The organism is Candidatus Eisenbacteria bacterium, assembly GCA_035712145.1.
In the GTDB taxonomy this organism is placed as follows: domain Bacteria; phylum Eisenbacteria; class RBG-16-71-46; order RBG-16-71-46; family RBG-16-71-46; genus DASTBI01.
In genome coordinates this window covers 18,317-30,194 of record DASTBI010000087.1, presented here as the reverse complement: position 1 = coordinate 30,194, position 11,878 = coordinate 18,317, and the positions used below count along the sequence as shown (strand labels likewise).

Below are 11,878 nucleotides of genomic sequence, written 5' to 3'. Positions count from 1 at the left end.
GGGAAGGATCAGCAACCGAGAGGGAGCTGAGGCCTTGGCGATCAGTGTCCGGCAGTTCAAGCGGCTGCGGTCTCGGTTTCGGACCCATGGGGCACGAGGGCTGGTTCATGGCAACCGTGGACGACCTTCGCCCCGCCGGCTCGCCGAGGCGACGCGACAGCGGGTCCACGAACTGCTGACCGGAGCGGTGAACCACCTTTCAGTGTTCGAAGTGGTCTACCGGCCGTGGACAGACAACGCTGGGAGAGTGCCTCGGGGTTCCTCGATCGGCCTTGCGCCGACTTGAAGCTGCGCACCCTGTAACACTAGGCGTCGTGAGGCAGCGCCTTATCTTCCTGACTGGGCAGCCAGCCGTAGCGCTTCCTGTAGCGCATTAGTTCAGCGCCAGATGTGTCCAGGAGCTTCTCTAGCTCTGTCAAACGCGCCTGCTTCGCGTTGACCTCTGCGGTGAGCTTTTCGATCGCGTCCTTCAGCTTCATGGTCTCTCGGGTCAAGCGCTCAATGGTCGCTCCCGTCCCCTCAAACATGCCAGCCACCTAATCCTCCCGCTCGTATGCGGCATCAAGTGCCTGCTGGAGTCTCGCCTGGGTCTCAGGGCTTATGTCGACGGCACTGCGCCCTTCCAGGAAGTCCTTGATGGCCTCCAGGAAGGCAACCGGCTCGGGGGCCGGGCCCGTTCCGTGATTGAGGTGCATGCGGTCCACCCATGACCCCAGGGTCGTGCACTCTTCGCCATCGAAGTTGGCACCCACTTCAAGCGTAAAGCACGACAACCCTGCCCCCGAGCTGGCGATGCTCGTCACGAAGGCCACGAAATGGCATTCCGTGGTGCCAATTGGATTAGGAAGGACGATGAGGGCGACCAGTCGCTCTTCGTCGAGCTTCAGAATCCGCGCGTCCAGCCCTGTTGAAGGCAAGACTGGAGCCCTCTCCGTCTCCCACACCTCTCGACCCGTGCCCGTCCACAGCTCTTCGAGAATGGCCTTGGCGTCCTCTCCGGCCATCATGGCCATGAACCTCTGCGGGTCTCGAAGCGCGAGGGCCGGCAGGACCCTATGCGCGAACTCGAAGTGGTGAGAGCGAGGCGGATCGTTCATGGAAGTCTCAACACGACAGCTCGCGCAACCACGGCGGCAGCTCCCTGTCGGAGCCGCGCCAGGTAGAGGCCTGAAGGCAGACGCTCGCCGAAGGACAGGCGGTGGTGTCCTGGCCCAAGTGCCGGAAGCTCCATTGATGACAGCCGTCTCCCCCCGACATCGAAGACCTCGATCTTCGCAGGCTCCGAGCTAGGGAGCTCTAAGAGCAGGGTCATCCCACCGCGAGTCTTGAGCACTGACAGGGCTAAACGGGTCGGCGACTTTGCCGTTGCCGACTCCAGCTCTGCCTTGAAGGCCGTGCCTCGGACTTCCACGGCATCAGACCCTCTGAAGGGAGTGTTGTCGAAGGTGCGGCCCTCCAGGGCGACCTCCCCGCCCACAAAGGTCAGATCCCGTGCATTGAACGACAGGAGCAAGTCTGGAAGCCCGTCTTGGTTCACGTCAGTGACCTGCGTCGCAGTCTTGCCGTTTCCTCGTAGCGATGGGACTGCACCTCCGAGTCTGACGGTCGAGAGGTCAATGCGGCGGGCATCGAAGAGCCAGTGCCCGAAGATCGCAGCCTCAACGGGCGTGTTGGAGCGCCGGTTAATCGGCTGATTCTGCACCTCCAGGGAGGCGGTCATCACGTCGCAGCCGACTCCCAGCGCGCCGATCGGTCCGTAAGGGCCCGACGGGGCACAGGGAGAGGAGGAGGTGACGTGGAAGTCGCCGGCGAGCGCATCGCAGAACTGCGGATCCACCGACAGGTTCAATGTGAGATCGATGGCGTGGCTGTAGTCGCCGCCGCGGTTCATCCACGCATCGTTGAACCGAATGCGCCCATCGTGAGGGACATCGACCAGTATCCCGCCTTCGTCGTTGCCGGCAACGAGGTTGCTCTCGATCTCCAAGGACTGGCGAGTTGCGATCTCGGCATTGCATGCCAACCGGACTCCCGCTCCGCCATTCAGGGCAATCGTGTTGCCCCTCACGATGGTCGATCCGTCCCCGGACTCACCGTGGGTCAAGAGCAGCGCATCGCCGGCACCTCCGGTAATGGTGCATCCGCTAACCGCAATCGATCCGCGACCCTTCAGAACAATCCCGGCTGCTCCGCCATTTTGGAGGAGCAGATCTTGTAGATCCGCCTCGACGACGTATGCGTCGATGCCCACCCCGCGGCAGTCGATCAGAGTGTCTGCCGACATGTAGAGCCTGAGCAGGTGTTCAGACGACCCCGTGATGGCGGAGCCACATCTCGTGAACGAGCAGCCTCCGATGCGGCTCCAAAATGGCCGAGGTTCACCTGAGCGCGTGAGGTGGATTGCTGCTCCACTCACGTCCTCGAACCGGCAGTTGGCCACCGTCGCACCACAGGCCTTGATCCCGCCCAAACCGCCCTGAACCACAAGGCCGGTGCCCACGTTGCGAAAGACACAGCCCGAGAAGCTGACGCAATCCACGTCGTACGATCGCACGACCGCTGCGGTGTCCGTCCCGCCTTCGAAGACGCAGTCCTCGACCGTCATGGGGAAGTCCGAGAGCAGGAAGAACTCGGCGGTATGGCCGATGAAGCGACAACCCCGTATGGCGGTGGACTGCCCCTCCACGTGGAATCGCCCCCGGAACTCGCAGGAGACGACCATGCTGCCGACCGCCCCACGAAATCGCGGCAACGTGACGTCGCCAAGGAAGAGGCACCGATCAAGGACGAGACCGATCCGGGGATGGCCGAACTCGAAGCCTCCCCGAATACCGAGCCCTGAAATGGTCAGGCGGGTTCCGGAGGAGAATGACGAGTCCGGTGCGGGTCCTCGGAAGCTTCGCACTTGCGTCTTCTGCGGCCCGCCGGGGCAGAGAATCCAGCAGCGGAAGAAGCCTCGCGGGTCCACGACTAGGTCTTCGTCGTAGTCCCCGGGTTCGACGATCAAGGTGTCCGAATACCCCGCGGAGTCGAACGTCAGGTTGGCCAATCCTGCCTGAATGGTCGGGAAGTCGCCGGTGCCATCCAGCCGGACCACAAACATTCGGGCGTTGGCGGTCGCCGCGAGCAGGCTGGCCAGCACGATCCCCGCCAGGATGTTGAAGCACGAGGGGCGGCTCATGAGGTGGCCCTCAAACCAAGACTCGGTACCCGCCTAGCACACGATGAGCCACGACACTCGCGGGGCAGATTTCCTGTGAGAACAAGGCTTAGGTGCGGGCCCCGACCTTGTTGGAGGGTCCTCTTCCAAGAAAGTGTAGGCTCCGGCTATCAGTCACACATGGCGACGCGAAGATCGCGCAGCGAGCGGCACCTGGGCCTGCTTCAAGCCTCGCTGCAGGATTCAGCAAACTTGGGTTCGGACGCATGGACCACGAGGGATGGTTCATGGCAACCGTGGGCGACCTTCGCCCCGCCGGCTCCTCGAGAAGCAGCCCCGCGCAGCTAGAAGCGATTGGAGAGCATGAGCCGGCCCGCTGTCATGACTACCGAAGGATCACGCCCCGAGCAACCACTGCGGCCGTCCCCTGCCTCAGTCGCAGCAAGTAGAGACCTGAAGGCAAGCGCTCCTGGAGCTGCACGCGGTGGTGTCCTGACAGGGGTGCTGAAAGCTCTCGCGACAGCACCCGCCTTCCCGCTACGTCGAATGCCTCGATTGTTGCCGGGCTTTGGCTCGGCAAATCTAGCAGGAGGCTCAGTCCTGTCCCCCCGTGCGCCTGCGTCACGGAAAGCGCAAACCGGGTCGAGGCAATCCCTCCTTCTTCGAGCGAGGCCTGCGGGGTGTTCCGGACCTCCACAACATCGGAGCCACGGAAGGGAACGCCGTCGAGGGTGCGACCCTCCAGCGGGACCTCTCCACCCTCGAAGCGCAGGTCTCGAGCGTCAAAGGACAGCGTCAGGTCTGCGAGGCCGTCTTGGTTCACATCCCTAAGCTGTGGGCTGTTCTTCCCGCGGGGCGACGGAGCCACCCCTGCCAGCCGGACCGTGGAGGGGTCTACCCGGTGCGGATCGAAAAGGCGATCCCCGAGGATGGCGGCTTCGACGGGAGCGTTGGAGCGGAGATTGATTGGGCGGGACTGAACGTCCACAGGCACATTCATTACCTCACAGCCCACGCCCAGGGCACCAATCTGTCCGTAAGGGCCGGAGGGGGCGCAGGGAGAATGGGATGCGAGCTGGAAGTCATCAGCGGACACGTCGCAGAACTGCGGATCGGCGACAAGGTTCGCGCTGGGGGCCAGTACACCCACGTAATCGCCGCCGCGGTTCATCCAGGCGTCGTTGTACTGGATGTGTCCTTCATAGTGCGCCTCGACCACGATCCCCCCCGCGTCGTTGCCAGCGACGAGGTTGTTCTCGATTTCCACGAAATGGCTCGGTGCTGTCTCGACACTTGGAGACAGCCGGATTCCGGCGCCGCCGTTGCCTGCAATCGTGTTGGCCCGCATGGCAACGGACCGATCCGCGTACTCGCCTAGCATCAAGCTCAACGCGTCACCGCGATTTCCGCTGATGATGCATCCGCTGATCGCGACGGAAGCCCCACCCCTCAGGATGGCGCCCGGGCCACCTCCTCCCTGAATGAGTAGACCCTGGAGGCTCGCCTTGACGAAGGTCGCATCGATGCCCGCCCTTCGGCAGGCGGTCAGGGTATCTGCCGACATGTCGAGGTTGAGCAGATGCTCGGTCGAGCCCGCGATCGCCGAGCCACATCTCTGGAACGAGCATCCCGTGACGCTGCTCCGGAATGGCCGGGGTTCTGAATAGGTGAAGTCGATCGCCGCGCCCCTGATGTCCTCGAAGCGGCAGTCGCCCACTCGCGCTCCACGCGCAATGGCCGAGCCCCCCGAGCCATAAACGACGAGACCGGTACCCACGTCGCGGAAGACACAGCGCGAAAAGGTGACGTCATCCACGTCAAATGGTCGGGTGACGGCTGCAGTGTCCGTGCCCCCCTCGAAGACACAATCCTCCACGGACATCGAGAAGTCCGCCCAAAGAGAGAACCGTGCGGTGGCCCCGACAAAGTGGCAGCGGCGAATGGTGATTCCGGCAGCGAAGATGTTCGCCGGACCGAGGAACTCGCAATCGATGATCCTGTCTCCTCCGTAATAGCCGATTCTGAGAATGGTCAGGGTATCGAGAAATCGACAACTCGCGAGAGTGACGCGGTGGGAGTATTTGCCGAGTTGAGTCGCGCCTCGAACCTGGAGGCCGGAGATCGTCAGTGGCAGGGGATACCCGAAATATGGGGCGGTGAGTCCCTCGAGGGTCCTGACTTCCGTGGCTTGTGGACCATCCGGACAGAGGATCACCGGGTTGGTCGAGAGTCCGTGCTCGACGTTGACGTCCTCATCGTAGTAGCCGGCAAGAACTCGGAGCGTGTCGCGCTGGTACCCGTCGCCCATCTTGAGCAGACTATCGACGCCAGCCTGGAAAGTCGGCACGTCACCGGTGCCGTCCGCCTTAAGCACGATGGTTCGTGCTTCTGCAGAGATCCCGACGAGCAGAGCGCTCCAGACCGAGCAGAGCATGTGAACCGGGATCCGGCCGCGGATCGATAGAGCGCGTTTTGAGGGCATCTCGGGTGTCCCTTGGAGTCCCTTCTCGGGTCAGGAGCTACCCAGTACGCATGGAGCGCGCCGCACGTGGTCGTCCGAAGTCTCCGGTGTCAGAACGAGGGTTACTGACCCCTTGCGCTGCTCGCGACCCTACGGCCGGAGAAAGTGTCAGCGCCACCTTCCACCTGTTGCGATGTGAAGATCGTGGAGCGACGGCTCCCGACGGTGGGAAACTGACTCCCACGCACTGAGAGAAAGCACGCGGCGGGAAAGCTGCTGATTTTGCAGTAGATCCTGGGCCCGTTCGAACGCTGGGCGCGGCCGCCCCCTGGAAACTGCTAGGATGCCCGCTTCCCGCGGCCAGGAAGGTCTCGCGGAGCAGCCTCGACGCAGAACGCTGAGCCATCAACCAAGGAGGGTTCGCATGGACGCCAAACGTTTCTTCTTCGTGTGCGCCGGAATGTTGTGTCTGGCCCTGGCCTACCATCTCGGCAGCACCAACGCCACGGCGCAGAGCCGGACGGTCGAGTCCAAGACCGGCCGCTTCACCATCGCCGCGGGGTCCAATGAAGTGATCCTGCTCGACACGGTCACCGGAGAGGCGAGCAGGCTCGACACCTGGATCGTGCCGGAGAAGGACTTCCCGAGCCTGGGCGGCGGCAAGGTGTTCCATTGGAGCCGGGTTTCCCAGGACTACCAGCACGCCTACGACGCGGTGCGCCGCGGAGACTCACTCACGAAGTAATCGGCCGAGCGAGAGCCTGGTCAGGACCGCCGAGGGTTGGCTACCCGGGCCGCGGCGGCGGCCAGGTGCTTGAAGCTCTCCCCTTCGCGCTCGAGGCCGATCACGCCGACGACCGCGGCCACCAGGAAGGTCGAGATGTGGAGCACCAGCGCACAGGCGAGTGCGGTGTCGTGCGCGATCCCGAACACGACGAGCGCGGCGACGGCGGCAGCCTCGAAGAGTCCCGCACCCGCGGGGGCGGAGGGAATCGTCAGGCCGAGCACGATCGCGCAGTTGACGAAGCCTCCGACGTACCACGACGCATCGGGGGCAAAGGCGAGCACGCTCACGTAGCAGGACGTTCCGAAACCGATCCATGTCACGATCGACCAGGCGATCGCCGCGATCAACCCCTTGCCGCCCGCGGCGCTCGCGCCTCGCAGGAAGTCGTCGCTGCGGGTCAGGAGCTGCTCGCGCAAGCGCGGCGCCAGCCGAGTCGAGACGGCGCGCACGACCGACATGGTGCGCTCGCGGAACGCCGCGGCCGCGAGCAATCCCACGATGGCCAGGAACGCGAGTGACGCGGCGATCTGGGCGGCCCCCACGATGACGCTCCGTGCCGGCACGCGTGTCAGAACGAGCAACAGCATGGCGAACACGGTCAACACGTCGAGCAGGCGCTCGATCAGCACGGTCGACAGCGCCTGCATGACGCTCACGGAGCTGTTCCGGCTCGCCATGTACGCCTTGGCGAACTCCCCGAGTCGCAGTGGAAGCACGTTGTTCAGGAGATTCCCGGCGTTCAGGATGTGGAACGCGCGCCGAGTCGGCAGACGCCCGTTCAGCAGCACGTGCCAGCGGACCCCGCGGGCCCAGAATCCCAGCAGGAGTGCGGCGGCGTTGGGCAACATCCACCAGTAGTTGCCCTTCGCCAGGCTCTGCATCAAGCCGGGAAGGCTGACGTCCTTGAGGATGAGCGCGAGCGCCAGGACGCTGATGACGATCCCGACGAGGAGTCGCCAGTTCACCCGCATGAATGGATCGTCAGACCTGGTGACGCAAGAGCTTGCCGGTGTCGGTGCGTGGCAGCGTGTCGCGGAACTCGATCCGGCTCGGGATCTTGTAGTCGGCGATCAGGCCGCGGCAGTGGAGCAGGATCTCTTCCGGCGTGCAGGGCGATGCCGCCACGATCACGCATCGCACCAGATCGTCCCCATGCGGTCCTGGCGCGCCGACCACCACCACCTCGCTCACCTTGGGATGGCTCTGGATGGCCTCTTCGACTTCGAGCGGGTTGACCTTGAAGCCGCCCCGGTTGATCAGGAACTTCTTGCGCCCGGTGAGCGTCAGCGAGCCGTCGGGCGCCAGGCGGCCGAGGTCCCCGGAGTAGTAGCCGCCTTCACGAAACGCGGCGGCGCTGGCTTCCGGATTCCCGGGATAGCTCGAGATCGCGGCGGGGCTCTTGATCACCACTTCTCCCTCTTCGCCGGGCGCCAGGTCGCGGCCGCTGTCGTCCACGGTGCGGAAGCTGACGCCGGGCAGCGGCCTGCCGACCGATTCGAGGCTTCGCTCGAGATCGGATCCGAGGTTCACGCTGATCGTGCCCGTCTCGGTCGAGCCGTAGAGCTGACGCACGTACAGGCCGTAACGCTCGTGGAATCGCCGATTGTCGGCGGCCAGGAGCGGCGCGCTGGCCGAGAATGCGATGCGCAGGCTGGAGAGATCCACATCGCCGCGTACCGGAGTGTCGGCCAGGATCACGAACATCTGGGCCACGCTCCCGAAGTACGTGATCCGCTCGCGCGTGATGAGGTCCAGCACGGCGCGGCGGTTGAAGTCGGACACGGTGTGCAGCGTGGCGCCCACGAACATCGACGTCATCATGCTCCGCACCAGCCCGTTCACGTGCGTGAACGGCGCGGCTCCCAGAACACGGTCGTCGGGACTGAGATCGAACACCTGCGCCAGACGCTCGAGCTCGAACTCGAGCTGGGCGTGAGTGCGCAGCACGCGCTTGGGCGCTCCGGTCGAGCCCGAGGTGTACTGGAGCAGGATCGGCGGCGAGCCATCGATCGGCGCCGTGACCACGTCTCCCCCGCCTTCGGCCAGCACCCGGCAGCGCGCTGGATCGTCCACCTGGATCAGCGCGGGCGCACGATCGAGACGCGCCAGAGCTTCGCGGGCCTGCTCCACCAGGTCACCGGGAACGATCAGCGCCGCGGCCCCGGTGTCCTCGAGGTAGTAGAGCAGCTCCTGCGTGCGGTAGCGGATGTTGAGCGGGGCGACGATACCCCCGACGCGGGTGATGCCGAAGAACGCGGCGACGTAGGCGGCCGAGTTCGGCATCATGAGCCCGACCCGCTGGCCAGGGGCTCGGCAGTAGGCCGACAGAGTGCGCGAGATCTCTTCGGACCAGCTCCGAAGCTCGTCGTAGCGGTGGCTGCGGTCGCGCTCGCGCACCGCGATGGTCGCGGCCTGGCGGGCGGCGAGCTGATCGAATGCACGGGCGATGTCGGCCAGGCTCATCGCAGATGGTCCTCGATGAAGCGCACGAAGGCGCCGACGGTCTGGAAATGCGAGGCGTCCAGCTCCTCGTCGCCGATCGTCAATCCGAAGGCCTCTTCCATGCGCCCGACGAGCTGCAGGACTTCCACCGAGTCGAGCCCGATGCCGCGCCCGAGCAGGCCCGTGGACTCGTCGAGCACCGCGTCCTCCTCCAGCTGATGACGGGCCGCCAGGAAGCTCCGGAGCTGCGCCACGATCTCCGCCGTTCCAACGCTCATTTCCCGGAGTCGGGGAAGCGCATCTGGTACCAGCCGCTCCACATGTAAGGGAAGCGGAGCACGTAGGACTCGAGCAGCCGCACGTAGCGGCGCATCAGATCCTCGGTCGCGACGCGCGGGTCCATCTCGGCGGCGGTCCGCATCGGGGGCTCGAAGACCACTTCGAAGTGACCCGAGGCCTTCCAGATCACGAATACCGGCAGCAGCTCGGCTCCGGTTGCCAGCGCCAGGCTGGGCGCGCCGGTCGCCATCGTGATCGACCCCGCGAGCATCGGGATCTCCATCGTGCGGTGCCCATGGCGGCCGGCGCGGATGGAGAGGATTCCGTTGTTCCGAAGCAGACGCTCCACACGCCGGATGTACCCCATCGCGCCGTCATCGGGCATCACGATTCGATCTTCGATGTAGCGGTCCTCGATCGCGGTCCGCAGACGGCTCAGGTGACGGATGCCGAATCGAGTCGGTACCCAGGGATGACAGGCGTTCGGCGAGAACCCGCGCGCGTTGGCGCCCAGATGAGTCACCCGGTCTCCGGCGCGCGACATCGCGGTCTTCACGATCAGGTCGCCGTAGGTGAACGGGCAGACCCAGAGCACCACCCCGCGGCCCTTCTGGAGCGCGCGGTCGAGATGCTCGCGGCCGGTCATCTCGATACGTCCGCGCCAGCCACCGGGGCGGTATTCCCGCAGCAGCTGGAGCCGTTCCTCCATGTAGCCGGCCATGATCCGGACCCGCAGGCCGAACAGCGAGTCGGGGATGGCGCGGCCATCGAGACAGCGTTTCAGCCGCTGGATACGCCGGTGCGTGACGTCGGGCCGAAGAAGCGTGATCCCCAGGCTCAGCGAAACGCTGACGAAGTCCCAGAGTCGGTGAGGCACGAGCCAGGACGCCGGGCCGAGGACCGAGATCGCGATGATTTCGTAGAGGTCGTTGCTGGAGAAGGCTCGCATCCGGGGGGCGATCGCCACCGGGCGCGGGACCACCACATCGTGCACTGTTCCTCCGGCCTCTGTACCTGGATCAGAGCTGAGGCTACCGCGCACGATTGCGAGCGTCAAAAGTCGCGACTAAGGCATGTAGGGATGTTCCTGCACGCCAACGATCTGTCCGCTTTCGTCGACTCGGTAAAGGTCCGCGGCTCGCCAGTCGGCTTCGGGACGGCGCAGCGGCCGGGTTCCCCGGTAATAGGCGTCACGCGTCGAGATCGGCAATCGACGCGCCCACGGCACGACCTCGACGAAAGCCACGCTCGAATCCGCGAGCGTGAGCCGGTTCCGCACCTGCACGTTCCACGGGATGACCAGCCAATCGCCTCGCGAGAAGTTGGTCCGGCCAGGGACGACCGGGTGCAGGCCCTCGCGCGGAGCATAGAACTGGAAACCACACCAGCTCGTCGACAGGTAATAGATCGACCCGCCTCCGCGTGCAGCCACGAGATCCCGGACGCGGGCTGGGGTCTTTCGCTCGGACTGGGCGTCATCCAGGTCGACCGCGAAATAGAAGAATCCGAGCGCCATGCTCAGCGCGACGACACCCCAGACGAGAGACCGGCGCCAGTGGACGAGGCGGATGGCCCGGCTGACGAGCCAGCTCGTGATCAGCACGAGGACGATCAGAACGCCGAGCGTTCGGCGTGCAGCGGGGAAGGTCGAGATGGAGAGGTAGGCGAGCAGCTCGATCGCGAGCCAGACCGTCAGGAAGCGCACGGCGAAGTCTCCCCGCAGTCGCGGAGCTGTCCCCCGAAGCATCGTGCGCCGGCCGCGACGAGTGTTCATGCGCCATGTCACGGCCGCGGCCACCAACAGCAGGACCGGTCCAACCCAGGCGAAAGTCAGCTGGTATGCGCTCTCGGGCGTGACGGCGATGGCCACGTGCGCCGCGGCCACCAGCACGATGGCGAGGACCACCCACTTGCGTCCGGCCCCGAGCGCCACGAGGCCGAGGGGGATCAACGGCGAAGCCAGTGGTCCTAGCGTGCGCACCAGCGCGCGAAACAACTCGAAGGGGCTGGTGCCGGTCTCGCCGCGCTCGCGGCGCCCGAGAAAGTGGAAGAACTGGGACTCGCCATAACGGCCAAGAACCCAAGCCTCCCAGCCGAGGAACAGCGCGGCCGCCACCGTGCCGGCCAGGATCGCCAGGCGAAGTCGGCCTCGCAGCCAGCCGGTGGCGAGGAGCACGAGGCCGACGGTGAAGCCCGTGTACTTGGTCTGGATCGCGAGACCGGTGAGCGCGCCGGCCGCGGCCGCCAGCCACCATGAATTTCGGTCGGCCGCCTGTAGGAAGAGGGCGGTCGCGGCCAGCGAGAGCGCGAGGGCTGGGACATCCAGCATCAGATTGAGGCTCGGCAAGATGGCCGGCGAGAGCGCGATCAGCCAGACGCCGTAGCGCTCGAACCCGGCGGCAACGCGACGCAGCAGCGCGAAGCTCGCCCCCGCGAGGAGCAGGGGGAACGGCAGGAGCCAGAGCTTCAGAATCTGAGGCTGATCGCCGATCAGCCGATAGCCGAGCGCCAGCCAGTAGATGAGAACCGGTGGCGCCACATTGTGGAGAGCAGGGCCCCAGATCTCGCCGAACACCATCTCGCCACCGTAAGGATCGAGCGGATGAGCGGCGAATCGCTGCACGTGCCAGTAGTACGAGGGATCGTCGGCGGTCAGCGGCTTGAGCGCGTTGAGCAGCGTGAGGGTGAGCGCCGCGGCGAGCACGTGCAGGACAGCCGGGGCCCGCCGAGAGGTCTCGCGCATCGGCCA

General features: G+C 65.4%; 10 protein-coding genes. 1 reads left to right on the top strand and 9 read right to left on the bottom strand.

The genetic code is table 11. From position 1 onward, the window contains the following. Positions 1-305: 305 nt before the first annotated feature. From VFQ05_05385 to VFQ05_05370, 4 genes are all read right to left on the bottom strand, one after another. Positions 306-479 carry a hypothetical protein gene (locus VFQ05_05385; GenBank protein HET9326188.1) on the bottom strand — a complete coding sequence of 58 codons (174 nt, stop codon included), beginning with the start codon at positions 477-479 and terminating at the stop codon, positions 306-308. Between the two features lie 57 nt (positions 480-536). Continuing rightward, the gene (locus tag VFQ05_05380; protein ID HET9326187.1) at positions 537-1,097 is read right to left on the bottom strand and encodes a hypothetical protein; all 561 of its coding nucleotides are present in this window, start codon (positions 1,095-1,097) and stop codon (positions 537-539) included. Beyond that, complete coding sequence (locus VFQ05_05375; protein HET9326186.1) at positions 1,094-3,181, bottom strand: right-handed parallel beta-helix repeat-containing protein; 2,088 nt, start codon at positions 3,179-3,181, stop codon at positions 1,094-1,096. Before VFQ05_05375 ends, VFQ05_05380 begins: the two co-directional genes overlap by 4 nt. A 364-nt stretch (positions 3,182-3,545) precedes the next feature. Continuing rightward, positions 3,546-5,594, bottom strand: coding sequence for a right-handed parallel beta-helix repeat-containing protein (locus VFQ05_05370; protein ID HET9326185.1), 2,049 nt, complete (start codon positions 5,592-5,594; stop codon positions 3,546-3,548). Positions 5,595-6,045: 451 nt separating this feature from the next. On the opposite strand from VFQ05_05370, the gene VFQ05_05365 reads away from it, so the two are divergent. Continuing rightward, the gene (locus VFQ05_05365; GenBank protein ID HET9326184.1) at positions 6,046-6,366 is read left to right on the top strand and encodes a hypothetical protein; all 321 of its coding nucleotides are present in this window, start codon (positions 6,046-6,048) and stop codon (positions 6,364-6,366) included. A gap of 20 nt (positions 6,367-6,386) precedes the next feature. On the opposite strand, the gene VFQ05_05360 is transcribed toward VFQ05_05365, so the two are convergent. From VFQ05_05360 to VFQ05_05340, 5 genes are all read right to left on the bottom strand, one after another. Then, entirely contained in the window at positions 6,387-7,379 is a 993-nt protein-coding gene (locus tag VFQ05_05360) for a lysylphosphatidylglycerol synthase transmembrane domain-containing protein (protein HET9326183.1), read from the bottom strand. A gap of 10 nt (positions 7,380-7,389) precedes the next feature. Then, positions 7,390-8,871, bottom strand: a complete 1,482-nt coding sequence (locus tag VFQ05_05355; GenBank protein ID HET9326182.1) for a class I adenylate-forming enzyme family protein — start codon at positions 8,869-8,871, stop codon at positions 7,390-7,392. Then, complete coding sequence (locus tag VFQ05_05350; GenBank protein HET9326181.1) at positions 8,868-9,128, bottom strand: phosphopantetheine-binding protein; 261 nt, start codon at positions 9,126-9,128, stop codon at positions 8,868-8,870. Before VFQ05_05350 ends, VFQ05_05355 begins: the two co-directional genes overlap by 4 nt. After that, positions 9,125-10,123 (bottom strand): hypothetical protein, encoded by a 999-nt coding sequence (locus VFQ05_05345; GenBank protein HET9326180.1) that lies wholly within the window; start codon positions 10,121-10,123, stop codon positions 9,125-9,127. The genes VFQ05_05350 and VFQ05_05345 overlap by 4 nt, the downstream gene beginning before the upstream one ends. Before the next feature lie 72 nt (positions 10,124-10,195). Continuing rightward, on the bottom strand, positions 10,196-11,872 hold the full coding sequence (locus VFQ05_05340; GenBank protein ID HET9326179.1) for a hypothetical protein: 1,677 nt from the start codon (positions 11,870-11,872) through the stop codon (positions 10,196-10,198). Between the last annotated feature and the right edge of the window lie 6 nt (positions 11,873-11,878).

What these genes read in the sequence shown, in the direction of transcription:
- VFQ05_05380 (HET9326187.1), bottom strand. Translation starts at nt 1,097, where the DNA reads ATGAACGATCCGCCTCGCTCTCACCACTTCGAGTTCGCGCATAGGGTC.
- VFQ05_05370 (HET9326185.1), bottom strand. Translation starts at nt 5,594, where the DNA reads ATGCTCTGCTCGGTCTGGAGCGCTCTGCTCGTCGGGATCTCTGCAGAA.
- VFQ05_05340 (HET9326179.1), bottom strand. Translation starts at nt 11,872, where the DNA reads ATGCGCGAGACCTCTCGGCGGGCCCCGGCTGTCCTGCACGTGCTCGCC.
- VFQ05_05355 (HET9326182.1), bottom strand. Translation starts at nt 8,871, where the DNA reads ATGAGCCTGGCCGACATCGCCCGTGCATTCGATCAGCTCGCCGCCCGC.
- VFQ05_05350 (HET9326181.1), bottom strand. Translation starts at nt 9,128, where the DNA reads ATGAGCGTTGGAACGGCGGAGATCGTGGCGCAGCTCCGGAGCTTCCTG.
- VFQ05_05365 (HET9326184.1), top strand. Translation starts at nt 6,046, where the DNA reads ATGGACGCCAAACGTTTCTTCTTCGTGTGCGCCGGAATGTTGTGTCTG.
- VFQ05_05375 (HET9326186.1), bottom strand. Translation starts at nt 3,181, where the DNA reads ATGAGCCGCCCCTCGTGCTTCAACATCCTGGCGGGGATCGTGCTGGCC.
- VFQ05_05385 (HET9326188.1), bottom strand. Translation starts at nt 479, where the DNA reads ATGAAGCTGAAGGACGCGATCGAAAAGCTCACCGCAGAGGTCAACGCG.
- VFQ05_05360 (HET9326183.1), bottom strand. Translation starts at nt 7,379, where the DNA reads ATGCGGGTGAACTGGCGACTCCTCGTCGGGATCGTCATCAGCGTCCTG.